Raw genomic sequence first — 25,306 nt, 5'->3', positions numbered from 1 at the left:
ATGCGGCACGGAGTCGCGCGTTTCGTCACGGGCTTCCTGGCCCTGCCCGTCGCGCTGTACCTGTTCTACGTGGTGTGGCCGTTCGCCCAGGCGGCGGGATACTCGCTGACCGACTGGGGCGGGTACTCCGATTCCCAGCGCTTCGTCGGGCTGGACAACTACGTCCGGCTGTTCTCCGACGAGCTGATCCGGAAGGCGTTCTGGCACAACGTGTTCTTCCTGGTCACCGTGCCGCTGTTCACGATCGCGCTGGCCCTGTTCCTCGCGTTCCTGCTCAACGTGGGCGGACGCGAGGACAGGGCCGGCATCCGCGGAGTCTTCGGCTCCGGGATCTACAAGGTCATCTTCTTCTTCCCGCAGGTGCTGTCGCTGGTGGTCATCGCTGTCATGTGGCAGCAGATCTACCGCACCGACGGGCAGGGCCTGATCAACGGCCTGCTCATCAAGATCGGGCTGGTCGACGCGGACAACCCGATCGCCTTCACCGCCGACCCGGAGCCTTTCCTCGGCGTGCCGGCGGTGCTCTGGTGGCTGCTGTTCATCGCGGTGTGGAGCGGCGCCGGCTTCTACATGGTGCTGTTCTCCGCCGCGATGCAGTCGATCCCGAAGGACATCTACGAGGCCGCGATCCTCGACGGCGCGGGCCGGTTCCACACGTTCTTCAAGGTGACCCTGCCGCTGCTGCGGGACAGCATCTCGGTCGCCTGGGTCTATCTGGGCTTCATCGCGCTGGACATGTACGCGCTGGTGTTCGTCATGACGCCGAGCCAGGGCGGGCCGAACCACGCCAGCGAGATCTTCGCCTCGGTGATCCAGTTCAACGCGTTCCAGAAGGGCCAGTTCGGTTACGCCTGCGCGATCGCCGTCGCGTTGGCCATCTTCACCATCCTGCTGGCCGCGCTCCAGCTGAGGATCACCCGCCGTGAGCGGATCGAGTACTGAGGAGGTCTGGACGATGAGCACTGTGACCCACGCCTCCGGCCCGGCCCGGTCCGACACGGCACCGCCGGACCGGCCGCCCGCGGACCGGCGGAACGTCGGCAACGGCTTCGGCGGCCGGATCTTCAACGGCTTCTCGCACCTGTTCCTCGCGGTCTGGGCGATCATGGTGGTCTACCCGCTGCTGTGGGTGGTGATGTCGGCGCTCAAGACCGACTCCGAGGTGATCCGCGAGCCCCTGTCGCTGATCCCCGACGCCCTGCAGTGGGACAACTTCGCCCGCGCCTGGACCGCCGGGATCGACAGCTTCTTCCTGAACACGCTGCTCGTGCTGGTGTTCAGCGTGACGCTGACGATGCTGCTGGGTTCGATGGCCGCGTACGCCCTGGCACGCTACGAGTTCCGCGGCAACCGGCTGATCTACTGGATGTTCCTGTCCGGGCTGACGCTGCCGATCTACCTGGCCGCGGTGCCACTGTTCAAGGGCGTCTACAACACCGGCGTCAGCCTCCCGTTGCTCGGCCCGAACAAGCACCTCATGCTGATCCTGGTCTACGTGGCGTGGTCGCTGTCGTTCACGATCTTCTTCATGCACTCGTTCTTCCGGACGCTGCCCGACTCGATCGCCGAGGCGGCCCAGGTCGACGGGGCGTCGCACACCCGTACGTTCTTCAGCGTGATGCTGCCGATGGCCAAGCCGGGCCTGATCAGCATCGGCATCTTCAACGTGCTCGGCCAGTGGAACCAGTGGTACCTGCCGACGCTGCTCATGCAGTCGGTCTCGGGCGAGCCGAAGAACCAGGTGATCGCCCAGGGGTTGATCGAGTTGTCGGTCAACCAGGGGTACAAGTCGGACTGGAGCGGACTCTTCGCCGGGGTGACCATGGCGATGCTGCCGGTGCTTATCGTGTACATCGTCTTCCAGCGCCAGGTGCAGTCCGGCCTCACCGCCGGCGTCGGCAAGTAACGCGCGGGCGGCGTCGGCAAGTAACGCACGGGGTCCCGGCTCGACGAGCCGGGGCCCCGGCCTGTCGGTGGCACCGGGCAGAATCGCGTCCGTGCTGGTGGCGGTGGAGGCGGACGAGCGGGGCGGCGGCGTGCTGCAACCGCTGCACGCCGACGGCACCCCGTCCGGCCCGCCCGAGGAGGTGGCCGACCTGGCGACCGCCGTGGCCGCCCGGGAGGCCGCCGGCCACCCCCGCTGGATCTGGGCCGCCTGGACGGGCGTCTACCCGGCGCTGCTGCGCGCCGGGGTGCGGCTCGACCGCTGCCACGACGTCGAGCTGACCGAGGCGCTCCTGCTCGGGCACGCCGGCCGGTGGGGTGAGCCCCGCGCGCTGCCCGCCGCCTGGGCCCGGGTCACCGGCGCGCCGGTCCCGCCGGACCCGGCACCCCGCCCGCCCGAGCCGCCGGGCCACGCCCAGGCCGCGTTGTTCGAGCCGCCGTCCGGCCCGCCCGGTCCGGGCATCACGGCGTTGACCCGGGTGTACGCCGACCAGCTCGCCCGGATCGCCACGACCACCCACCCCGGCCGGTTCCGGCTGCTGGTGGCCGCCGAGTCGGCGGGCGCGCTGGTGGCGGCCGAGATGGGCGCGTCCGGGCTGCCGTGGCGCGCCGACGTGCACGACGCGATCCTGGCCGACCTGCTCGGCGAGCCGTCACCGGTCGGCGGGCCACCGCGCCGGCTGGCCGAGTTGCAGGCCCGGATCGCTGACGCGTTCGGCGTACGCCAGGTGCACGCCGACTCGCCCGCGGAGCTGTTGCGGGCGTTCGCCCGCGCGGGCGTGGACCTGCCGAACACGCGCGCCTGGGTGCTGCGCGGGGTGGAGCACCCGGCGGCGCCGCTGGTCCTGGAATACAAGGAGCTGTACCGGATTTGGACGGCGCACGGCTGGGCCTGGCGCGACGCCTGGGTCTCCGGCGGCCGGTTCCACCCGGAGTACGTACCAGGCGGTGTGGTCTCCGGCCGGTGGGCGACCCGGGGCGGCGGGGCGTTGCAGATCCCGAAGGTGATCCGGCAGGCAGTGGTGGCGGACCCGGGCTGGACGTTCGTGGTGGCCGATGCGGGTCAGCTCGAACCGCGCGTGCTCGCGGCGGTCTCCGGCGACGAGCGGCTCGCTGCGGCGGGCGGCGCCGGTGACCTCTACGCCGCGCTGGCCCGGGACGCGTTCGCCGGTGACCGGGCGAAGGCCAAGGTGGCCCTGCTCGGGGCGATGTACGGGCAGACCGGCGGGGCGGCGGTGCCGGCCCTGGCGGTGCTGCGGAAGAACTATCCGACCGCGTTCGGCTACGTCGAGGCGGCGGCGCGCACCGGCGAGGCGGGCGGGCTGGTCCGGTCCTGGCTGGGGCGTACCTGCCCGCCCGGGTCGGCGGGGTTCGCCGAGGGGGAGGAGCCGTTGCCGGAGGGCGGGGCCGATCCGCACAGCCCGTCGGCCCGGGCGGCCCGTTCGCGGGGGCGCTTCACCCGCAACTTCGTCGTCCAGGCCACCGCCGCCGAGTGGGCCTCCACGCTGCTGGCCACGTTGCGCACCGAGCTGGCCGGGACGGAGGCGGAGCTGGTCTTCTTCCAGCACGACGAGGTGGTGGTGCACTGCCCGGCCGGGCAGGCGGCGGTCGTCGCCGAGGCGGTCACCGCCGCCGGCGCGCGGGCCACCCGGCTGATGTTCGGCGACACCCCGGTCCGGTTCCCGCTCGACCTGTCCACTGTCGACTGCTACGCGGACGCGGCATAGTCACGCAATTTTCCGTTTTGCCCCGCTACTTGCCCCCGGCCGTGCTCGTTGGGTCCGGTGTGCGTACGACGGGACGGACCGGGCGGCTGTGCCCGGTCCGTCCCCAGATCGAGGGGGCACCGCTGAACCGGATCGCTGCAATGATCATCGCCGCCGGTGGCGGCCGCCGCATCGGCGGACCCGAAGCGCTGCTGCACCAGGGCGAGAAGCCCCTGGTCAGCCAGATGATCGACACGATGGCCGAGGCGGGCTGCGCACAGGTCGTGGTCGTCCTGGGCGCGGCGGCCGAGCAGGTGCGGCAGACCACCGACCTGACCGGCGCCACAGTGGTGGTCAACCGCGCCTGGGGCACCGGGGTGGGCTCCTCGATCCGGGCCGGGCTCGCCGCGCTCACCGACGACGACATCGAGGCCGTCGTCGTGGTGCCGGTGGACATGCCCGGCCTCACCGCGGCGGCGGTCCGCCGGGTCACCGCGCTGCCGTACCCGGACGTGCTGGTCTGCGCCACCTACGACGGGCTGCGCGGCTACCCGATGCTGTTCGGCCGCCGGCACTGGTCCGGCATCGCCACCCTGGCCAGCGCCGACGTCGGGGCGCGGCCGTACCTGCTGGCGCACAAGGACCAGATCGTCGACATCGCGTGCGACTCGGTGGCCGACGGCAGCCGGATCGACAGTCCGGAGCTGATGGCTCTCTACGGCCTGTCCATCCCCGAACAGCGCGTCGGCGCCTGAGGCGCGCCGCGCTGTCGGACCCGGGTGCCAGGATCGGACCGTGGCCTACGACGAGGACCTGGCGAACCGGGTACGGGAACGCCTCGGGCGCGAGCCCGGCATCACCGAGCGGCGCATGTTCGGCGGCCTGGCGATGATGCTGCGCGGCAACATGGCGGTGGTGGTGCGCGGCGCGGGCGGCCTGATGGTCCGGGTCGACCCGGCCGAGGCCGAGCGCGCGCTCGCCGAGCCCGGCGCCGAGGCGACAGTCATGCGGGGCCGGGAGATGCGGGGCTGGGCCACCGTGTCGCCCGATGCCTGCGAGCGCGACCCGGACCTGACCCGCTGGGTCGAGCGGGGCGTCCGCGTCGCGCGCACCCTCCCGGCGAAGTAGCGCGGCAGCGGGAAATCCGGCTGCGCGCCCGGGCCGCCCGGCCTACGCTCCTGACCTGCCGCCGACGACGGCGGCGGATCGGAGACGGGCGGATGGCTGTTCACCTCTACGCGGTCAGCCTCGACGCGGGCGACCCACTGCGGCTCGCCCGGTTCTGGTCCGGGGTGCTCGGCCGGGAGATCCTCGACGACCCGCGCGAGGGCGTGGCGCTGGGCGGCGACGCCCACAGCGACTTCCGCATCCGGTTCCTGCCCAGCGCTGCGCCGAAGACCGTGCAGAACCGGATCCACTTCGACCTGACCAGCGCGTCGCCGCAGGCTCAGCGGGACACCGTCGACCGGGCGCTGACGCTGGGCGGGCGGCACATCGACATCGGCCAGGGGCCGGACGACGACCAGGTGGTGCTCGCCGACCCGGAGGGCAACGAGTTCTGCGTGATCGGGGCGGGCAACACCTTCCTCGCCGGCTGCGGCCCGGTCGGCGCTGTCAACTGCGACGGCACCCGGGCGGCCGGCCTCTTCTGGAGCGAGGCGCTGGGCTGGCCGCTGGTCTGGGACCAGGACGAGGAGACAGCGATCCGGTCGCCGCGCGGGGGCGCGAAGGTCACCTGGAGCGGCCCGCCGCTGATGGACGCCGGTGGGCGGGACCGCGTACACCTGGATCTGGTCGCGGACGGTGACCGGGACGCGGAGGTCGACCGGCTGCTGGCGCTCGGCGCGACCCGGGCCGGTACGGGCCGGCACACCGCCGGCGACGTGGTGCTGGCCGACCCGGACGGCACCGAGTTCTGCCTGCTGACGGCCCGGTGACGCGGGTGCGGCCCGGGCGGACCGCACCCGCACCGATCAGCGCAGCCGCAGGCTCGGCTCCAGCGTGACCTCGAACAGCCGGTCCCACGGCAGCTCGACCCGCACCGCGGTGACCCGGTCCAGCGTCGCGGTGAACGTCTTGCGTCCGCGTACCCCGAGCACCAGCTCGTGCCCGGCGAAGTGGTCGGCGAAGTACCGCTCGGTCAGCGGCACCAGCCGGTCGCGTACCCAGCCGTCGAAGTAGCGCTTCTGCTCGGCGGTCAGCGCCAGCGGGTCCCAGCCCTGCGCCCGGGCGTGCGCGTACGCCTCGACCTGCACCACGTTCTTCCACGGGTCGTCCTTGACGAACCGGTAGAGCAGGTACTCGGCGTGCGCCCGGGCCGGCCCGCGCAGCTCCGGCACGCCGAAGCCGCTGCCGGAGCTGCGCAGGTACGCCCACCGCGCGGTGCCGTGCGCGAGCGCCAGCCCGAGCGCGTTGCCGCCGGTGTTCCACCCCGAGTACGACAGCAGCGCCGGCAGGTCCAGGCGGGCCTCCATCCGGGACACCAGGTCGTGGTCGCCCTTGTTGACGATCAGCGGGTCCACCACGATCACCGGGGTGCCGGCGGCCAGCAGCTCACCGATGCGGCCGACGAACGCGTCCAGGTCGGCGGCCCGCTGCCCGGCCGCCGCCGAGGGGGTGTTCACCGCGAGGACGATGTCCGCGTCGCCGGTCACCACCCGGCCGCCCACCGAGGTGACGTGCCGGCGGATGTTCTCCGCGAACGGGATGCCCTCCAGCGCGGCGGTCCAGCCCTCGCCGGACACCCCGGCGTACTCCACCCGGTAGGTGGGCGCGGCACCGGCGGCGACGACCCGCGCGACCAGCAGCGCGTTGACCTCGTCGGCGCCGGGGAAGATCTCCACCCGGTCGCCGACGCCGAGCCGCGCCACCAGCGCCTCCAGCTCGACCCGCTCGGCGCGGGCCAGGCCGACCGGCGCGGTGTCGTCCTCGGAGAGCACCAGGTGGCTGATCGTCCCGTCCGCGACCCACTCCACCATCAGCCGGTTGACCTGGTGGTTGCGTGCCCGCGCGGCCAGGTAGTCCTCGACCACGGCGTCGGGGATGCGCGCCCGCACGGCGTCGAGCTGGCCGCGCAGCGACTCCTGGCCCAGGTTGACCACCTGGTCGTACAGCTTGGCCCACTGGACCAGCAGGTCACGGTAGTTGTCCAGGTCGGTGCCGGTGCTGGTGATCGCGAGCCGCTGGATCGTGTCGTGCACCTCGATCACCGCGCCGGACCGGCGTGCGCGCAGCCGCCGGATCGCCTCCAGGTTGCGCAACGCGTCGGCCAGGGCCGGTGCGGCGGTACGTGAGGCGATCAGGCCCCCGTACGCCAGCATGCTCACCGAGATCACGTACCCGTCGACGCCGTCGGTGCCGTCGAGCCAGCGGGCGATGCCGGCACCGTCACCGGGGGTGAAGAAACGGCCCAGCAGGTTCCGCGGCGGCAGCAGCACCTCGGCGTCGGCGCTCGCACCGGTCATCTCCGCGCAGTACGTGTTGACCGGCCGGTCGTCCAGCGGCACCAGCGCCACGCTCGGTCGCCGGCCGGCGGGCCGGGCGAAGGCGGGGCCGCCGAGGGCGACGGTGGCCAGGCCGGCCGCGCCGGTGGCCGCAAGAAGGGTTCTTCTCTTCATCGATGCTCCCTTTTCTCCGGCGCGCTCGCCGCCCGGGGGGTGGCCGGAACCAGCCGGCGGGTGATCCACAGCGGTGAGGTGACGGCGTTGCCCGTCACCACCGCGTGGGCGCCCGCCTCGAAGGCCCGGCTGATCTGCTCCGTGGTCCGGTAGCGCCCTTCGGCGATCACCGGTACGGGCAGCAGCGCGGCGAGTCGCGCCACGAGCCCGAGGTCGGGCCCGTCGATCGGTGGGCCGGCCGGCGTGTAGCCGGACAGCGTGGTGGCGACCGCGTCCGCGCCGGCCTCGACGGCGGCGACGCCCTCGGCCACAGTGGCGACGTCGGCCAGGACCAGCGCGCCGGTCTGGTCGTGCACGGCGCGGACGGTGTCGGCGAAGGTCCGGCCGTCGGGCCGGGGGCGGTCGGTGGCGTCCACCGCGACGACGTGCGACCCGGCCCGCGCCGCTTCGAGGGCGTGCCCGGCGGTCGGGGTGATGAACACGCCCTGCGTGCCGTGCTTGTACAACCCGATCACCGGCACGTCGACGGCGGCGCGTACCGCCCGCACGTCGTCGGGGCCGTTGACCCGGACCGCCACCGCGCCCCCGCGGACGACGGCGGCGGCCACGCGGGCCTGGACGTACGGGTCGCGCATCGGGTCGCCGGGGTCGTCGGGCAGCGGCTGGCAGGACACGACCAGCCCGCCGGCCAGGTCGTCCAGGACACTCACGTGCTTGTTCCTCCGTCGTGGTGGATCGGTGCGGTGGCGAGCCGGGCGGCGCCGACCACCACCGCGTCGGCGCCCAGCGCCGCGGAAAGCAGCGGCACGTGCGCCCAGCCGTCGGGTAGCTCCGCCCGGTAGGCGGCCGTCGCGGCGGGAAGCACTGTGGCGGCGGCGCCGCCGGCGACCACCACCGCGTCCGGGTCGAGCAGGGCGACCAGCCCGGCCAGGGCCGCGCCGAGCGCGGCGCCGGCCCGGTCGACGACCTGCCGGGCGGCCGCGTCACCGGCCGCCGCACGCCGCGCCACCTCCCGGCCGGTGACCGGGTCACCGCCGGTGAGCGCGTACGCGGCGGCCAGGCCGGTGCCGGAGGCGATCGCCTCCAGGTGCCCGTACCGGCCGCAGCCGCAGCGCAGCCGGTGCGCGCCCGGGACCGGCAGGTGCCCGAGCTGGCCGGCCGCGCCCCGGGCGCCGCCCTCGACCCGCCCGTCGTTGACGATCGCGCCGCCCAGCCCGGTGCCGACGGCGGCCAGCAACACGTGCCCCCGGCCCCGTCCGGCGCCGGCCCAGCACTCGCCGAGCGCCGCCGCGGCGACGTCGTTGGTGACGCGCACCGACCGGCCCAGCCGCGCTGCCAGCTCGTCGGCGACCGGGGTGCCGGCCCACCCGGGCAGGCTGTCCGTGGCGTACCGGATGGCGCCGGTCGCCGGGTCGACGGTGCCCGCGGTGCCCACCCCGACCGGCCCGGGGCCGGCGGCGGCGAGCAGCTCCGCGGCCAGGCCGGCGGCGGTGTCCAGCACCGCGGCCGGCCCGCCGCGCGCGGGGGTGGTCGCCTCGCGGCGGTCGAGCACCCGCGCGCCGGGACCGACCAGGGCGACGGCGGTCTTGGTGCCGCCGATGTCGATCCCGACGACCGGCTCGGTCATCCCTTCAGACCGGTGTGCGCGAGGCCCTCGACGAACTGCTTCTGCGCGATGACGAACACCGCCAGCACCGGCAGCGCGGTCATCGACGCCGCCGCGAGCTGCACGTCCCACATCGGACCGCCGTACGCGTCGACGAACTGGGTGAGCGCCTGCGGCAGGGTGAACTTGTCCGGCGAGGAGAGGAACACGATCGGTTCCAGGTACAGGTTCCAGCTGTGCAGGAACGTGAAGATGGCCACCGCGCCGAGCGCGGGCCGGGACAGCGGCAGCGCGATCTTCCAGAACGTGGCGAAGCGTCCCAGCCCGTCGACCCGCGCCGCCTCCTCCAGCTCACCGGGGAGGCTGATGAAGAACTGCCGCATGATGAACGTCGCCAGCACGCTCGGCGCCCCGAAGATCGGCACCAGGATCAGCGGCCAGTGGGTGTCGATCAGGTCGAGCTTGAAGAACATCTGGAACAGCGGCACGATCGTCACCTCGCTCGGGATGAGCAGGCCCGCGAGGACGACCAGGAACAGCACGTTCTGCCCCCGGAACCGGATCCGCGCGAACGCGTACCCGGCCAGCGACGCCACGGCCAGCGTGCCGACGGTGACCAGCAGCGCGATGTAGAGGCTGTTCAGGTACTGCTGCCCGAACGGCTGCAGCTCGAACACCCGCCGGTACGCGTCCAGCCGCGGATCGGTCGGCAGCAGCTGCGGCGGGAAGGAGAAGATGTCCGCCACCGGCTTCAGCGACGAGGTGACCATCCACCAGGTGGGGAACACGAACGGGACGGCGAGGACCATCAGTACGCCGTAGAGCACCAGCTTGGTCCGCCGGGACAGGTCACGATTCATGGAAGACCCACCTCTTGCGCATCTGCCACTGCAGCACCGTCAGCGCGAGCACGATGACGAACAGCAGGATCGACAGCGTCGCGCCGTAGCCGAAGTGATGGAACTGGAAGGCCTGCTGGTAGAGGTAGTAGACGAGCACCGTGGTCGAGGTGCCGGGCCCACCCTGGGTGAGCACCGCGATCTGCGCGAAGACCTGCAGCGAGCCGACCACCGTGATGATCGACGTGAGCATGATCGTCGGGCTGATCAGCGGCACCGTGATCCGCCAGAACTGGCGCATCCGGCTCGCGCCGTCCACCTCGGCGGCCTCGTACAGCTCGGCCGGCACGCCCTGCAGGGCGGCCAGGAACAGCACCATGTTCAGGCCGACGTTCTTGAACACCTGCACGACGATCACCGACAGCATCGCCGTGCCCTCGCCGCGCAGCCAGTTGGGGCCGTCGACGCCGATCGTGTCGAGCAGGCCGTTGATGCCGCCGTTGTCCTGCAACAGGAAGCCCCACACGATGGTCCACGCGACCAGCGAGACCACCACGGGGGAGAAGAACAGGGTGCGGAACACGATGGTCCCGCGCAGCCTCTGGTTGAGCAGGACGGCCAGCAGCAACGCCAGGCCGAGGTTGAACACGACCAGGCCGACCGAGAACAGGCCGGTCGACCGCAGCACCGGGCCCAGGTTGGGGTCGTCGGCCAGCGCGGCGTAGTTGTCGGTGCCGATGTAGTCGAAGCTGCCGGCCAGCACGTTCCACTCGTGCAGGCTGTACCAGACCACGAGGACCAGCGGCAGGATCACGAAGACCACGCTGCCGAGCAGCTGCGGGGTGATGAACAGGTATCCGGTGAGCTGGTCCCGGCGGCGGGTGGTCCAGAACGGCCGGGCCCGGCCCGGGGCGGGCCCGGCAGCAGCCGGGCCCACCCTGGTGTCCGTCTGGGTCATGATCCTCGGCCCTACTTCGCCAGCAGCGGCTGGATCTTGGAGCAGACGCCGTCGAGTACGCCCTTGACGTCCGCGTCCGCCTTCCACAGCGGGTCGAGCGCGGCGCGCACCTGCTGGCTCAGCTCGGCCTGCCCGGAGTGGCTGGGCTTGACGGTGCCGTTGGTGATGCCGTCGATGACGACCTTCTGCAGCTGCTCCGGCTTGAGCTTCGGGTTCGTCTTCGCCAGCGTCTCGGCGGTCAGCTGGGACTGCCGCGGCGGCGGGAAGAACTGGGCCAGCTTCGCCGAGTTGGTGGGGTTGGTGAAGAAGGCCAGGAAGTCGGCGGCCTGCTCGGCGTGCGGGCTCTTCTTCATCACGCCGATGCCGGCCTGGCCGACCACCGCGTACGGGCCCTTCGGGCCGGCCGGCAGCGGGACCAGGTCCCAGTCGAAGCCGTTCTCCTTCAGCAGGGAGGCACGGGAGATCTGGGTGACGGTCATGGCGGCGTCACCGGCGAAGAAGTCGGCGGTCGTGCCCGGACCGGGCAGCGCCTTGCCGGTGAAGATCGCCTTGTGCAGCGTGGTCATCGCCTCGACCATCTCCGGGCTGTTGAACCCGCAGCTGCGGCCGTCCTCGCTCCACGCCTGGGCGCCCCAGCCGGTCCAGAACGTGGCCAGGTTGTCCCAGCCCTTGTAGTCGAAGTCGCGGACCACGAGCCCGGCCTTGCCCGACTTCGCGGCGGTGGCGCCGGCCGCGGCGAGCGCGGTGTCCCAGTTCCACTGCCCGGCCGCGATCAGCTCGGCCGGGGTCTTCTGCCCGGCCTTCTTGAGCATGTCGTTGTTCACGAACACGCCGAACGGCGAGGTCGAGAACGGGTACGCGAAGAGCTTCCCGTCGTTCTGCCAGAGCTTCAGCGTGGCGGGGGACAGGTCGTCGTACTGGTAGCCGTCGGCCTTCTTCAAGGTGTCGTCGAGCGGGCTCAGCGCGCCGGAGGCGACGAAGTCCGGCGCCGAGTTCTCGAAGATCCACGCGAGGTCCGGCGCGTTGCCGCCGGCGATCTGCGTGGTCAGCGTCGTGGTGTAGTTCTCGAACGGCAGCGGGTCGAACTTGATCTCCGCGACGTCCGGGTTGTTCTTGCGGTACTCGTCGGCGATCTCGTTGAACAGCTTGAGGTGCGCCTCGTTCGCCGACCAGACGGTCATCCGCAGGCTCGCCGGACCGTCGTCCTTGGCGTCGCCGCCACCGCCGCAGGCGGTCAGGGCGAGCACACCGGTCATGGTCGCCGCGACCAGGCCGGACAGTCTTCCGTATCTCACTTTCTTCTCCTCACCGGGGGTTCAGTAGCCCGCGATCTGCGGCCAGCGGCATTCCACGCCGGCGGCCGAGATGCGGTCCGTGAATTCGGCCAGCAGGCGGGGGGTGCCGCGGACCGCGCGCGGGGACTCGCCCCGCGCAAGGCAGAAGTCGGCCAGCAGGCCGGCGACCTCACCGACGTTCCACTCGACCGGGTGCAGTCGGTAGCTGCCGTTGGTGATGTGCGTGGTGCCGATGTTCTTGCCGGCCGGCAGCAGGTTCTCCATCCGCTGCGGGATGAGCGCGCCGAGCGGGATCTCGAACGGGCAGGAGCCGACGTCGATGTAGTTGTCGCCGCCGGTCGACGGGTGCAGGTCGATGCGGTACATGCCGACGCCGATCGAGTCGGGGTAGCTCACCGCGCCGTGCTCGCCGCGTACGGCCAGGGAGAGGTCCTGCTCGACCACGGTGTACTCGGCGCGGATGCGGCGCGACTCCCGGATGTAGGGCGCCTGCGCCAGCCCGTCGGGGCTGCCGGTCACGTCGCCGCGCAGCCGCAGCCCCGGGTAGCCGGTGCCGCCGTCGGCGCGGGGCGCCTCGGTCTGCAGCCAGTACAGGGCGGAGTACGACAGCTCGCGCGCCTGGGACAGGTGCCAGGACGCGTTCGGCACGTCGATGACCGGGCCCTCGAAGTAGTCGATCATCGGCCAGTTGACGAGCGTGATGTCGCTGCCGTACGCGCCGTCGACGAAGTTGCGCCGCGCCGCGATGCGCCGGAACGTCCACAGGTTGCCGTCGCCCGGGTTGAGCCGCTGGTCGGCGTTGACGCCCAGCGGGTCGTCGTCCGGGTTCGGCGTGAAGCTGCGCTCGACGATCTCCAGCGTGCGCGGGTGCGGCGACCGCCAGGACAGCAGCCGGTCGCCCCAGAAGTCCGGCTTGTAGTCGCGCCAGAAGTCGTAGCCGGCGGGCCGGTCGATGGTGTGGTCGCCGTCGACGTGGTCCAGCGCGAAGCAGACGGACACCGCCTGCATGTTCAGCGGCTGAGCCTCGGCGGGCGCGCTCGGCTCACCGGTCTGCGCCTGCGACTCGAACCCGGTCACGTACTCGGTGCCGGTCAGCGGCAGCAGCTCACCGGTCTCGGTGGCGTCCAGGACGTACGGCGCCTCCACCTCGATCCGCTCGTCGCGGTCCCGATGGGCGAGCGTGACGCCGGTGACCCGGTCGCCGTCGGTCTCGGCCGCGACCGGCCGGTAGGGCTGCAGCACCGTCAGCCGCCCGGACCCCCGGTACGGCGCGAGCATCTGCTCCAGGACCGCGACCGCGACGCGGGGCTCGTGGCAGAGCCGGCTCACCCAGCCGGCACCCGGGTTCAGGTCGGTCCACGCCCGGGACCGCTCGGTCAGCGGGTAGTGGCGGCGGTAGTAGTCGCGGATGCCGTCGCGCAACTCCCGGTAGCTCGCGGTGGCGCCGAACTGCTCGATCCAGGAGTGCTCGTCCGGCGGGACCGCCTGGCTGGTGAGCTGCCCGCCGAGCCAGTCGAACTCCTCGGTCAGGATGACGGACCGGCCGGCACGGGCCGCGGCCAGCGCCGCGGCGACACCGCCCAGTCCGCCCCCGACGACGAGGACGTCCGCACGCATTAGTACCACTTGCTTCCTTCCAGTTGCGCGGCCGGGCGTGTCAGCGCCGGTCGGCCGCCGATCCAGGGACGCCGAGGGTGTCGCCCTCGACGAGTTCGCAGGGCAGGAGCCGTTGCTGGAGGCCGCCGGCGCTGCCGTCGATGACGCCGGTCAGCACCTCGACGGCCTGGCGGCCCATCTCCTCGCGCGGGATGCGGAACCCGGTGAACGTGATGTCGGTGGGCACCGGGACGGTCGGGTCGCCGAGGGTCACGACGGACAGGTCACCGGGCACCGTCAGCCCCTTGCGGCGGGCGGCCGCCTCCAGCGCCACGGCGGTGGCGAAGTCCTCCACGAAGGCGACGGTGCTGCCGTCGGCCCGCAGGTCGTCCACTGTGGCGTCGGCGGTCTCCGCCGTCGCGGTGATCTGGCGGGCGCCGTCCGCGCCGGTCGCGCCGGCGTGGAAACCGCTGCGCCGGTCGTGCGAGGACTCGGCCGAGGTGCCCATGCCCACGTACGTCAGACGCCGGTGTCCCAGTTCCACCGCCCGCTCGGCCAGCCGGTGGACCGCGCTGGCGTAGTCGGCGCCGACGTAGGGCACCGGGCCGCCGGCGTCGTCGCGGCGTCCGACGGCGACGTAGGGGAACCCGTCGCGGTTGAGCCGGAGCAGCTCCGCGCCGTCGATCTCCCGGCCGAGCAGGATGCAGCCGTCGGCCAGCCGCAGCCGGTTGTCCTGGTGGAAGATGCGCCGCCGGCCGTCCACCACCGGGGCGCTGGTGAACAGCAGCAGGTCGCAGCCGACCCGTTCGGCGTACTCCTCGATGCCGAGCAGGAACGGGTGGAAGAAGTCCCGGCTGCCACTGGGGAAGGCCGGCTCGTAGGTGAAGACGCCGATGATCCGGTTGAACCCGGAGGCGAGGCGGCGGGCGGCCGGATCGGCGGCGTATCCCGTCTCGGCGATGACCTGCAACACCCGGTCCCGTGTCTCCGGTGCGATCCGGACGTCGGCGTCGGTGCGGTTGTTGAGCACCAGCGACACGGTCGCCTGGCTGACGCCGGCCATGCGCGCGATGTCACGCTGGGTGACACGCCTGGGGGGAGGGGTCACGTCGGTCCTTCCACTTCCGCTAATGCGTATTAGCGATCGGGTCGGGATGGAGCCTCTCTGCTCTCCCGGCGTCCTGTCAAGGGGTGGCCGGAAGATTTCCGTTCGATGAACTCCCTGATGTAATGCGGATTAGCAACCGCGTCCGCCGCCGTCCGGCGGTTGTTCGGGCGGAGATCTTGACAAGGGTCGACCGAGCGCGCGACAGTAGGCGAACCTCGGCGCTAATGCGCATTAGCGTGTCGTCGATCGTCCGCGCGGACGATCGACGACTACTGCTTCCCTACTCAGAGTGATGCCGGGTGCGGCCTCTGCCCGCCGCCGTCCCGGGCACTACCGTTCTCATCGGACGGTCGTGGCGCCGTCCGCACGGGGGAGGGGGACAACGTGGGCACCACTGTCGCTCGTCATCTCGCCGGAGCAGTCGCGGCGTGGCTCGTCGTCGTCGCGGAGGCGGTCGCCGGCTACCTCGGCCTGCTGGCGTACGCGCTGGTCACCGGCGCCGACCCGGGCGGCCCGCTGGCCGGACCGCTGCTGGTGCTGATCGCGGCGCTGCTCGGTGTGGCGGCGCTGCCGCTGCTGTTCGCGCCGGCTGTCGCGCTCGGTGCGGTGGCGGGACGGCGGCGGGCCGGTCCGGCGCTCGCGTACGCCGGGCTCGTCGCAGTCGTGCTGGCCGCCGGCTACACCGCCGCGGTGGCGGTCGCCACGGACGTGCCCGGCCCTCGGGTGCCGCTGGTGGCCGGGATCGCCGCGCTGCTGGCCCTCCCGCCGACGGCGGCGTACGCGCTCACCGCCCGCGGCGTGGGCTGGACCGCCCGGCTGATCCGGGCCCGGGCGGCCAGCGCCCGACCGGTACGCGCCGAGGCGCGCTGACCTACACCTGGATGTCGAAGCGCTGCAGCACCGACGGGGCGACCAGCCCCACCGCGGCCAGGACGGACAGGATTGTCATCGCGGTGCGCAGCACCACCGTCTCGGCCTTGCTGCCGGTACGCAGGGCGATCTTGTTGGGCAGGCCGACCATCGTCCACATCCGGCGTTTGATCGGGATGGGCCACAGGATCGGCACCCCGGCCCGGGTGATCATGTCGCCGAGGATGTGCACGAAACAGCCCACCCCGACCGCGAGCCCGATCATCGGATAGCCCCGGTCGCCGGGCAGGTTGGCGAACGTGAACCAGGCCGCGGCGGCGGACACCAGCGTGACCACCACCCAGCCGGCACGCTCGGCCCACTTGTCGAACAGCCCGCGCAGCGCCAGGCCGATCATGAAGAAGAGGATGCCGACCACCGCCCACTTGCCGTAGTGGGCGCACAGTGCGGTGGTGCCCCAGCCGACGAGCACGGTGAACGGGATGGTGTGGGTCAGCGTGCGGTGCCCGTTGTTGCGGCGCGGGTCCTTGCTCAGCTTGGTGGCGTAGTAGACGCCGAGCGAGATCTTCTCCATCACCTCGGCGACGAAGAGGCTGACCACGCCGAAGGTGCGGGCCACGGTGGCGCCGCCCTGGTTGCGGGTGACCTTCCCGGACAGGTCCAGGTCTGGGAAGAGCGCCCCGCCGGCGCAGACCGCGGTGCCCACCGCCAGGGCCAGCGGTGTCTGGTGGTAGTCCGCGAACTGGGCCATCGCCCAGGAGCCGGTCAGCCACACCGCCGCGCCCGAGAGCGCGTGGGACGGTCCCATCATCTCGGCTCGCCCTTCCCGAAGATCTTGATCCACAAAAACTACGCCACTGTAGTCAGCCCGTGCGACAGCGGGGCATCAGCCGGACGGTCCACTGGGGAAGTGGTGCCCACCGCGCCGCATCAGCCCGCGGTACGGGTGGGCCGGACCGTGCCGAGGCTCGCGCGGATGACGGCGAACTGCTTCGAGGCGGCGGGCCAGTCGGCGTCGGAGGTGGTCCAGCCGAGCGTCCATCCGGCCCGCTCGCCTGGCAGCACGCGCAACGCGCGCATCCGTTCCCCGTACGGCGCGGTCCAGCGGCACTCCCACGCCGCGCCCGGGCCGTCGGACTCCAGCCGGACCTTCTGGTAGTGCGGCAGCCGGCCGGCCGAGGTGAGATCCCGCTCGGACGACTTCAGCCGGCCCACCGGATCACCGCCCGGGTACGGCTCGACGCCCAGGATGCGCCGCGTCTCCGGGTCCTGGAAGCAGGTGGTGTCGCCGGAGCGCAGCTGCAACCAGCCGGCGGGCAGGGCGATCCGGAAGCCGCCGGTGTCGGCGGGCCAGACCCAGCCGGCCGGAACGGTCACCGGCGGGTCGTCCGGTGGTGGTCCCTTGCGGACCGGTGTACCGGCCACGTCGGGCCGGACGCAGGGGAACGGCGGAGGCGGCGCGCCCGGCCCGGGCGGGCGGTCCCACGGGCGGGCGACGGCCTCGGTGGAACTGCCCGCCTGCGGCGGATCGTCGCGGCCACCGGTGATAGCCAGCGCGGTGCCCACCCCGGTCGCCACCGCCAGCAGCACGGCGCCCAGCACGATTCCCCAGCGGTGCAGCGGGTTCCCGTCGCCGGAGGTGAGCGGGGGATCGGCGGGGCGGGGGACACCGGCGGGCCGGGGCGGGGCCGGGTGAACGGCGCCGCTGTCGACCGGCCCGCTGTGGGCGACCGGTGGAGGCTTGCCTACCGGCGCGGCGCCGGGGCCGACGATGTGCACCGGGCTGAGGGCGTCGGCGCGGGGCGCCGACTCGGGGCCGCCCGGGCTGCCCGGGTCGACGAAGCTGGTGAGGACGGTGGGGCCGAGGCTGATCGGGGCCGGGCGGGCCGGCCCGCCCCGGGACGGTTCCGCGGTCGCGGCCTGCTCCGGTTCGGCCGCCTGGCCGCGTTCCGGTTCACCGGGCCGGGCGCTCGTCGGTGGTGCCGCGCGACCCACAGCGGCCGCGCGGCCGACCGCACCCGAGCCGCCGTCCCCGGCCGGGCCACCGGCGGGCGGACCGCCCGCCGCGGAGGGCCCACCGACCGTCCTCGGGCCTCCGACCACCTGCGAACCGCCGCCCGGGCCGGCCGCGCCCGCGCCGACGACCGTGCCTCCGACAGCCCCTCCGACCGCTCCCGAGCCGCCGACCGCTCCCGAGCCGCCGTTCGCGTCCGGACGGAGGTTTCCCTCCGCACGGCCGATCGGCGCCGACGAACCGGCCGCGTCCGTGCGCCCGAGCGCTCCCGAGCGGCCGGCCGGGGACGCCGGACCGCCGATGTCCGCGCGGGCGGCCGGGACCGAACGGGCGCCCGCACCGGCCGGACCGGAGGCGTCGGCCGCCTCGCCGCTCGGTGGCGCGCGGTCGCCCTCGGCGGGCGGGGCCCACTCGCTGCGCTTCGCCGCCCGGCTCCACGCGCGGGCGGCGGCGGCCGGTGGCATCAGGTCCGGGTAGATGCCACCCGGGGCCGCCGGGTTCCCCGGTGACCCCGGCTCGTCACCCGCCGCGTCGGCCTCGCGTCCGCCGGCCGGCCGCTCGGCCGGCGCGGCGGTGGCGCGGCCCGCCGACCCGGCGGCCTCCGCGTCGGCCTCCGACACCGCGGCGACGCCGAGCAGGCGGGCCGTCTCGCGGTGCCCCAGGCGGGTACGCGGATCGCGCCGCAGCAGCCCGGTCAGCACCGGCGTCAGCGGGCCGGCGTGCGGAGCCGGGTCGGGCGGCCGGGTGGCGAGCGCGGCGAGCGTGGCCATCGCGGTGCTGCGGGCGTACGGGGAGCGGCCCTCCACCGCGGCGTGCAGCGTGGCGCCGAGCGACCACATGTCCGCCTCGACGCTCGACACGCCGTCGGCGGCCCGCTCCGGGGCCACGTACTGGGGGGAGCCGAGGACCAGGCCGGGCCGGGTCATCGCGCCGTCGCCGCCCTGGAACACGGCCAGCCCGAAGTCGGTGAGCAGCACCCGCCCGTCCCGGGCCAGCAGCACGTTCGCGGGCTTCACGTCCCGGTGCAGCACCCCGGCGTCGTGCGCGGCGCGCAGCGCGGCGAGCACCGACAGGCCGATCTCGGCGGCCCGGCCGGGCGGCAGCGGCCCGTCGGTCTCGATGATCTCCTGGAGCGAGCGCGACGGGACGTACTCCATGATCAGCCAGGGTTCGCCCTGGACCCGGACCACGTCGTAGACCCGCACCACGTTGGGGTGGTTGAGCCGCGCGGACGTCCGTGCCTCGCGCAGCGTACGGGCGCGCAGCTCGTCCTGCTCGTTCTCGGCGAGCCAGTTCGGCGGCACGACCTGCTTCACCGCGACCTCGCGCTGCAGCTCCTCGTCGCGCGCCCGCCAGACCTGGCCCATCCCGCCGCGGCCGACCAGTTCGAGCAGGCGGTACCGCCCCGCGATCAATACCTCCCGCACCGCACTCCTCACCGCTGGTCAGTGGTCCACAATAGCCAACGGATCGGACGGTACCTATCGCATGTCAGTGCGTCATGCCCCTAACTTGCGGCGCCGGCGAGCAGGTTCCCCTCCGGGACGGTGATCGGGGACCGGTCGCCGGCCAGCAGGGCGGTGGCCCGGCGGGCCTGGAACGTGTCGTGGTCGCGGCGGGCGGTGGCATAGGCGGCGGCGGTGCGGGCGGCGATCGCCGACCAGGTGTAGCGCCGGCTGACCATGCTGCGCGCCTTGCGCGCCACCCGCCGGGCGAACACCTCGTCGCCGAGCAGCCGGTCGACGGCACCGGCCAGCGCGTCCGGGTCGCCGTGCGGGAACGTCACACCGGTGACCCCGGGCTCGACGATCTCCGCCAGCCCGCCGGTACGCGCGACCGCGAGCGGCGCTCCGGCGGCCGCCGCCTCCAGCGCGATCATGCCGAACGGCTCGTAGAGGCTGGGGATCACCGTGGCGTCGGTGGCGGCGAGCACCGCGGGCAGTTGAGTGGCGTCCATGAAGCCGGCGAACCGGACCGTGTCCCCGAGGTGCAGCCGCCGCGCCTGGTCGACCAGCTCGTCCCGGTACGGCCCGTCTCCGGCGATCACCACCCGCAGGCCGGGGTGCCGCCTCGCCAGGTGCGGCACGGCGTGCACCAGGTGCTGCACGCCCTTCTCGTAGACCAGGCGGCCGGCGTACCCGACGAGCGGCCCGCCCGCGGCGAAGCGCGCCCGGGCAGAGGCGACCGCGTGCGGCCGCGCCCGCCAGGCCCGGTCGTCGACGCCGTTGGCGACCACGTCGATGCGCCCGGACGGTACGCCGAACAGCCGGGCCACCTGGTCGCGCATGTACCCGGAGCAGGCGATCACCCGGCCGGAGGCGTTGCTCAGCCAGTGCTCGACACCGTGGATGGTGCGGTTCATCTCCTCCGGCAGCCAGCCCTGGTGCCGGCCCGCCTCGGTGGCGTGGATCGTGGTCACCAGCGGCACGTCCAGGTGCTCGGCCAGCGTGACGGCGGTGTGCGCGACCAGCCAGTCGTGGGCGTGGATCACGTCGTAGGTGCCGGACGAGGCGGCGCGCAGCGCGGCCCGGGTCAGCGTGTGGTTGAACGCCATCGTCCAGGCCAGCAGCGAACCGGTGGCCAGCGGGAACCGGACCGGATCCTCGGCGGCGCGGACGACGCGCACGCCCTCGGCGTACTCCTCCAGGGGAGCGCCCTCGGCGTGGCGGGTGACGACAGTGACCTCGTGCCCGGCGGCGGCAAGCGCCACTGACAGCGCGTGGACGTGGCGGCCGAGGCCACCGACGAGCACCGGCGGGTACTCCCAGGAGAGCAGCAGCACCCGCAGGCGCCGGGCGGGCTGGATGTCGATCACTTCGGCGTCAGCTGACACGCGGCCCCCTTTGAGTTGTGGCGTCCCCACCCCGGCGGCGGCGTCGCCGCGGTGTCCGGTGGGGTCGGCACCCATCCTGCCGAGGGGTCGATAACCGGCGGCGACGCGCCGGTTGCCGGTCTGTAACGCGTTACCGGCGCATCCGCCGCGCGCGCAGCAGCTCGGCCACCGACCACGCCTGGAACGGGCAGCCGGTGGCCGCGTGCGGCGCCGCGCCGTCGGCGGTCTCGCTGACCGAGCCCAGGCCGTCCTCGGCGAGGTGGCCCACCAGACCCACGAGCAGGTCGTCGGTGGGCAGCCCGGCCCGGCGGTACGCGTCCAGCAGCGGCCCGGTCAGCCACGGCCAGACGGTGCCCTGGTGGTACGCGGAGTCCCGCTCGGCGGGTCCGCCCCGGTGCCGCCCGGTGAAGCCGGGGGAGTCCGGGGCGAGGCTGCGCGGCCCGAGCGGGGTGAACAGCGCCTCGGTGATCCGGCGCAGCGTGGCCTCGTCCGGGTCCAGTGGCGCGTGCGGCAGGGACCAGGCGAGCAGCTGGTTGGGGCGCAGCAGGTCGTCGTCGTGGTGTGCGGCCCCGCCCAGCGGGTACGCGGGCGCCGGCGCGTCCACCACGTCGTACAGCCAGCCGGCCGGCGCGGGGAAGCGCTCCCGGAACGCGGCGGTGGCCCGGTGGTGCAGGGCGTGCAGCGCGGCGGCGTCGCGTCCGGCCAGCTCGGTCAGCTCGGCGAGCCCGGCCAGCCCGTTGATCCACAGCGCGTTGACCTCGACCGGCTTGCCGGTACGCGGGGTCACCGGTACCCCGTACACCCGGGCGTCCATCCAGGTGAGCGCCACGTCCGGCGGGCCGCCCTGGGCCAGCAGCCCGTCGGCCGGGTCGACGCCGATGCCGTACCGGGTGCCCGCGACGTGCGCCTCGACCACGCCGTGCAGCGCGGGCAGCAGCTCGTCGCCCAGGTCGGTGTCGCCGGTGACGGTGACGTGCCGGTGCACCGCGTGCAGGAACCACAGCGTCGCGTCGACGGTGTTGTACTCGACCCGGCCGGTGTCGGCCGTGTTCGCCAGCATGCCCTCGTTCAGCGTGGCCGCGTACGCCCGCAGCAGGTCCCGGCCCTCGTCGGCCCGGTTCGTGCACAGGAACAGCCCCTCGTAGGAGATCATCGTGTCCCGCGACCAGGCCCCGAACCAGGGGTAGCCGGCGACCACGTCCGGGCCGGTGGCGGTGCGTACCACGAACGCGTCGGCGGCGAGCGCGAGCGTCGCCTCGACCGCGTCGCCGGGTTTCGCCGCCGCCACCACCGCGCGGCTGCGCCGCCGGGCCGCCTCGACCACGGCGGTCGCCGGCGGCGGCTCCTCGGCCAGGTCGTCCGCCCAGGCCAGCACCGACACGGTCGCGCCCGGCTCGTCGAGCGCGCCGGTGAACCGGCCCGCGTACCAGAGGTCCTCGTCCGGGTGCAGGCCGCGCTCGGCCTCGGTCCGGTGGCGGACCCCGTGCCACCACTGCCCTTCCGGGGTCCAGTCCGGTCCGGCCAGGCGGTACGCGCCGTCGACCACCGCGCCGCCGGCCGCCGGTTCCAGGCGGGGTGCGGGGCCGTCGGCGCGCCGCTCGCCGTGCGCGTCGCGCCAGGTGCAGGCCGCGGCCAGGTCCAGCCGCACCGGGCCGCCGGAGATCAGCCGGTGCACCACAGCGACGCAGGAGCGGCCGTACGTCATGGCGATCTCCCGCTCGATCACCACGTCGCCGACGCGCCACCGCCAGCGCGGCACCCCGTCGGCCAGGTCGAAGTGCTCCAGCAGCTCGAAGCCACGCGGGTCGACCACGCCCGAGGACCACTCGTGCGCGCCGAGGCGGACCTGCCGCCCGGACGGCAGCGTCACCGCCGGGTCGAGGCTCACGAGTCCCACCTTGCGGGACGCCGGCGTGTCATCGGCCACCACGAGCAGCCCGTGATACCGGCGGGTACGCAGCCCGGCAACGGTGCCCATCGCGTACCCGCCGCGCCCGTCCGTGACCAGCCATTCCCGCGCGGTGGCGGCGGACAGCTCGCCGCAGACCCGCGGCCCGAAACGGATGTCGATCAACTTTCCTCCACCGGCAGCGAGGTGTGACATGCCACGGCGACAATGGCCGCTGTGGAGAAGTACCCCGGTGGCGTCGAAGATGTGCCAGTGATCACCGACCGGTCGACCTCCGCGTCCCCCGACCCCGAGCGGCACCGGCTCGCCCAGGCCGACGCCGGGGAGCAGGACTGGCGCGCATGGGGCCCCTATCTGTCCGAGCGGGCGTGGGGGACCGTCCGGGAGGACTACAGCGAACACGGCACGGCGTGGGACTACTTCCCCCACGACCACGCGCGGTCCCGAGCGTACCGGTGGAACGAGGACGGCATGGCCGGCGTCTGCGACGACCGGCAGACGTTCTGCTTCGCCCTCGCGCTGTGGAACGGGCGCGACCCGATCCTCAAGGAGCGGATGTTCGGCCTCGGCGGCGACGGCGGCAACCACGGGGAGGACGTCAAGGAGTACTGGTGGTACCTCGACAGCACCCCGACGCACTCCTTCATGCGCTGGCGCTACCACTACCCGCAGGCCGCCTTCCCGTACGACGAGCTGGTCGCGGTGAACGCGCTGCGCGGCCGGGACGACACCGAGTACGAGCTGGTCGACACCGGCATCTTCGACGACGACAGGTACTGGGCGGTGACAGTCGACTACGCCAAGGCGTCACCGGTCGACATGTGCGTGCTGGTCACCGTGGCGAACCGGGGCGCCGAGGACGCGACACTGCACGTGCTGCCCACGCTGTGGTTCCGCAACACCTGGGCGTGGGGCCTGCCCGGCACCGACCGGATGCCGAAGCTGACCGGCGAGGAGGCCGGGGCGCAGGGCGGCGCCCGGCTCGTCGGTGACCACTGGGTGCTCGGCCAGATCCTGCTGGAGGGCGACGGCGACCCGGTGCCGCTGCTGTGCGACAACGAGACGAACGCCGAGCGGCTGTGGGGGCTGCCGGGGCGGTCGGCGTACCCGAAGGACGGCATCAACGACCACGTCGTGGCCGGCGCCGCCACCGTCAACCCCGACCGCACCGGCACCAAGGGCGCGCTGCACTACGTGCTGGACGTGCCGGCCGGCGAGCAGCGGCAGATCCGGCTGCGGCTGACCCGTACCGCGCCGCCGCCGGCCGCCGCGCCGCCCGCCCCGGCCGACCTGGGCGACGGGTTCGACACCGTGCTGTGGGCGCGCCGGGCCGAGGCGAACCGGTTCTTCGACACCGTCATCCCGGCCGCCGCCACCGCCGACGAGGCGCTGGTGGCCCGCCAGGCCATCGCCGGGCTGATGTGGGGCAAGCAGTTCTACCACTTCGACGTCGAACGGTGGCTGGCCGGCGACCCCGGCTCCGCGCCGCCGCCGGCCGGCCGCCGGCACGGGCGCAACAGCGCCTGGTGGCACATGAACAGCTTCGACGTGATCTCCATGCCGGACCCGTGGGAGTACCCCTGGTACGCGGCCTGGGACCTCGCCTTCCACTGCGTCACCATCGCCCGGGTCGACCCGGGCTTCGCCAAGGAGCAGATCCTCCTGCTGCTGCGCGAGTGGTACCTGCACCCCAACGGGCAGATCCCGGCGTACGAGTGGGCGTTCGGGGACGTGAACCCGCCGGTGCACGCCTGGGCGGCGCTGAAGGTCTTCGAGATCGACGGCTCGCGCGACCACGAGTTCCTCGCCCGGGTGATGCACAAGCTGCTGCTCAACTTCACCTGGTGGGTCAACCGCAAGGACACCGGCGGCAACAACGTCTTCGAGGGCGGCTTCCTCGGGCTGGACAACGTCGGCCCGTTCGACCGCTCGGCCGCGCTCCCAGTGGCCGGGGTGCTGGAGCAGTCCGACGGCACCGGCTGGATGGCCATGTACGCGCTCAACCTGCTCGACATCGCGATCGTGCTGGCCGAGCACGACCGCGCGTACGTGGACACCGCCACCAAGTTCTTCGAGCACTTCGCGTACATCGCCGCCGCCGCGTACCACCAGGGGCTCTGGGACGCCGAGGACGCGTTCTTCTACGACGTGCTGCGGCTTGCCGACGGCACGAAGGTGCCGCTGAAGGTGCGCTCGGTGGTCGGGCTGCTGCCGCTGGCAGCGGTCACCCGGCTGACCGCCCGGACCATGCGCCGCCTGCCCGAGCTGGGCGCCCGGCTGCGCTGGTTCCTCACCAACCGCCCGGAGTACGCCGAGGTGATCGGCGCCCGCCGGCTCGGTCCGGACGGCCGCCAGCAGCGGCTGCTGTCGATGGTCGCCCCGGACCAGGTGGTACGGCTGCTGGCCCGGATGCTCGACACCGACGAGTTCCTCTCCGAGTACGGGCTGCGCACGCTGTCCCGGGCCCACCTGGACAAGCCGTTCACGGTCACGCTCGGCGGGCAGGAGTTCAGCGTCGGCTACGAGCCGGCCGAGTCGACCAGCGGCCTGTTCGGCGGCAACTCCAACTGGCGCGGCCCGATCTGGATGCCGACGAACTTCCTGCTGATCAGCGCGCTGCGCGACTACGCCGCGTTCTTCGGCGACGACCTCCAGGTCGAGTACCCGACCCGGTCCGGGGTGAAGCGCACCCTCGACGAGATCGCCGACGACCTGTCCGCGCGGCTGATCTCGCTGTTCACCCGCGACGGGTGGGGACGGCGACCGATCTACGGGGCCGCGCAGCTGTTCCAGACCCACCCGGACTGGCGCGACCTGATCTGCTTCCCGGAGTACTTCCACGGCGACAACGGCGCCGGCCTGGGCGCCTGGCACCAGACGGGCTGGACCGCGCTGGTCGCCGACCTGATCCTCACCCTGCGCCGCTGACGCGGCCGATCCTCACCGTGCGCCGCTGACGCGGCCGATCCTCACCGTGCGCCGCTGACGTGCGGGGCGCGGCGGGGGTACCG

The 25,306-nt window shown here is 73.4% G+C and carries 20 protein-coding genes; 8 read left to right on the top strand and 12 right to left on the bottom strand.

The genetic code is table 11. From position 1 onward, the window contains the following. The 6 genes from O7546_RS18665 (at window position 1) to O7546_RS18640 (ending at window position 5,587) form a co-directional block, all read left to right on the top strand. Entirely contained in the window at window positions 1–942 is a 942-nt protein-coding gene (locus O7546_RS18665; RefSeq protein WP_120569017.1) for a sugar ABC transporter permease, read from the top strand. 13 nt (window positions 943–955) lie between these two features. Next, the gene (locus O7546_RS18660) at window positions 956–1,906 is read left to right on the top strand and encodes a carbohydrate ABC transporter permease (protein WP_194803083.1); all 951 of its coding nucleotides are present in this window, start codon (window positions 956–958) and stop codon (window positions 1,904–1,906) included. A gap of 61 nt (window positions 1,907–1,967) precedes the next feature. Continuing rightward, entirely contained in the window at window positions 1,968–3,671 is a 1,704-nt protein-coding gene (locus tag O7546_RS18655; RefSeq protein ID WP_281601170.1) for a bifunctional 3'-5' exonuclease/DNA polymerase, read from the top strand. A gap of 140 nt (window positions 3,672–3,811) precedes the next feature. Next, window positions 3,812–4,405, top strand: coding sequence for a nucleotidyltransferase family protein (locus O7546_RS18650; RefSeq protein ID WP_030500339.1), 594 nt, complete (start codon window positions 3,812–3,814; stop codon window positions 4,403–4,405). Between the two features lie 40 nt (window positions 4,406–4,445). Continuing rightward, window positions 4,446–4,778 (top strand): TfoX/Sxy family protein, encoded by a 333-nt coding sequence (locus tag O7546_RS18645; RefSeq protein WP_281599777.1) that lies wholly within the window; start codon window positions 4,446–4,448, stop codon window positions 4,776–4,778. 92 nt (window positions 4,779–4,870) lie between these two features. Continuing rightward, complete coding sequence (locus O7546_RS18640; RefSeq protein ID WP_194803085.1) at window positions 4,871–5,587, top strand: VOC family protein; 717 nt, start codon at window positions 4,871–4,873, stop codon at window positions 5,585–5,587. A gap of 36 nt (window positions 5,588–5,623) precedes the next feature. Here the strand turns inward: O7546_RS18640 and O7546_RS18635 are convergent, their stop codons facing one another. The 8 genes from O7546_RS18635 to O7546_RS18600 are packed head-to-tail and all read right to left on the bottom strand — an operon-like array spanning window position 5,624 to window position 14,624. Further along, the gene (locus tag O7546_RS18635; protein WP_269697289.1) at window positions 5,624–7,267 is read right to left on the bottom strand and encodes a DUF4127 family protein; all 1,644 of its coding nucleotides are present in this window, start codon (window positions 7,265–7,267) and stop codon (window positions 5,624–5,626) included. Beyond that, entirely contained in the window at window positions 7,264–7,977 is a 714-nt protein-coding gene (locus O7546_RS18630; RefSeq protein ID WP_194803087.1) for a putative N-acetylmannosamine-6-phosphate 2-epimerase, read from the bottom strand. Before O7546_RS18630 ends, O7546_RS18635 begins: the two co-directional genes overlap by 4 nt. Beyond that, the gene (locus O7546_RS18625; RefSeq protein ID WP_269697288.1) at window positions 7,974–8,894 is read right to left on the bottom strand and encodes an ROK family protein; all 921 of its coding nucleotides are present in this window, start codon (window positions 8,892–8,894) and stop codon (window positions 7,974–7,976) included. Before O7546_RS18625 ends, O7546_RS18630 begins: the two co-directional genes overlap by 4 nt. Next, window positions 8,891–9,733: a carbohydrate ABC transporter permease gene (locus O7546_RS18620; RefSeq protein WP_013475968.1), complete on the bottom strand. Its 843-nt coding sequence runs from the start codon at window positions 9,731–9,733 to the stop codon at window positions 8,891–8,893. Before O7546_RS18620 ends, O7546_RS18625 begins: the two co-directional genes overlap by 4 nt. After that, window positions 9,723–10,670, bottom strand: coding sequence for a sugar ABC transporter permease (locus O7546_RS18615; protein WP_194803089.1), 948 nt, complete (start codon window positions 10,668–10,670; stop codon window positions 9,723–9,725). Before O7546_RS18615 ends, O7546_RS18620 begins: the two co-directional genes overlap by 11 nt. Before the next feature lie 11 nt (window positions 10,671–10,681). Next, window positions 10,682–11,965: a sugar ABC transporter substrate-binding protein gene (locus O7546_RS18610; RefSeq protein WP_269697287.1), complete on the bottom strand. Its 1,284-nt coding sequence runs from the start codon at window positions 11,963–11,965 to the stop codon at window positions 10,682–10,684. A gap of 21 nt (window positions 11,966–11,986) precedes the next feature. After that, complete coding sequence (locus O7546_RS18605; RefSeq protein ID WP_281599771.1) at window positions 11,987–13,582, bottom strand: FAD-dependent oxidoreductase; 1,596 nt, start codon at window positions 13,580–13,582, stop codon at window positions 11,987–11,989. Window positions 13,583–13,622: 40 nt separating this feature from the next. Then, window positions 13,623–14,624, bottom strand: a complete 1,002-nt coding sequence (locus O7546_RS18600) for a LacI family DNA-binding transcriptional regulator (protein ID WP_228532945.1) — start codon at window positions 14,622–14,624, stop codon at window positions 13,623–13,625. A 429-nt stretch (window positions 14,625–15,053) separates the two neighbouring features. Here O7546_RS18600 and O7546_RS18595 point away from each other — a divergent pair, with 429 nt between their 5' ends. Continuing rightward, on the top strand, window positions 15,054–15,539 hold the full coding sequence (locus O7546_RS18595; protein ID WP_281599768.1) for a hypothetical protein: 486 nt from the start codon (window positions 15,054–15,056) through the stop codon (window positions 15,537–15,539). 1 nt (window position 15,540) lies between these two features. Here O7546_RS18595 and O7546_RS18590 read toward each other — a convergent pair whose 3' ends face one another. The 4 genes from O7546_RS18590 to O7546_RS18575 all read right to left on the bottom strand — a co-directional run bounded on the left by O7546_RS18590 (window position 15,541) and on the right by O7546_RS18575 (window position 22,460). Next, window positions 15,541–16,350 carry a metal-dependent hydrolase gene (locus O7546_RS18590; RefSeq protein WP_091427497.1) on the bottom strand — a complete coding sequence of 270 codons (810 nt, stop codon included), beginning with the start codon at window positions 16,348–16,350 and terminating at the stop codon, window positions 15,541–15,543. Between the two features lie 119 nt (window positions 16,351–16,469). After that, window positions 16,470–18,920, bottom strand: coding sequence for a protein kinase (locus O7546_RS30765; RefSeq protein ID WP_348651257.1), 2,451 nt, complete (start codon window positions 18,918–18,920; stop codon window positions 16,470–16,472). Between the two features lie 140 nt (window positions 18,921–19,060). After that, window positions 19,061–20,386, bottom strand: a complete 1,326-nt coding sequence (locus tag O7546_RS18580) for a glycosyltransferase family 4 protein (RefSeq protein ID WP_281599749.1) — start codon at window positions 20,384–20,386, stop codon at window positions 19,061–19,063. 130 nt (window positions 20,387–20,516) lie between these two features. After that, entirely contained in the window at window positions 20,517–22,460 is a 1,944-nt protein-coding gene (locus O7546_RS18575; protein ID WP_194803095.1) for an amylo-alpha-1,6-glucosidase, read from the bottom strand. A 42-nt stretch (window positions 22,461–22,502) separates the two neighbouring features. On the opposite strand from O7546_RS18575, the gene O7546_RS18570 reads away from it, so the two are divergent. Next, window positions 22,503–25,223 (top strand): glucosidase, encoded by a 2,721-nt coding sequence (locus O7546_RS18570; protein ID WP_269697283.1) that lies wholly within the window; start codon window positions 22,503–22,505, stop codon window positions 25,221–25,223. The last annotated feature ends 83 nt before the right edge of the window (window positions 25,224–25,306 follow it).

Source organism: Micromonospora sp. WMMA1976 (assembly GCF_027497335.1).
Lineage (GTDB): Bacteria > Actinomycetota > Actinomycetes > Mycobacteriales > Micromonosporaceae > Micromonospora > Micromonospora aurantiaca.
Note: the sequence above shows the minus strand (reverse complement) of the source record. Positions and strands in the feature narration are given on the sequence as shown.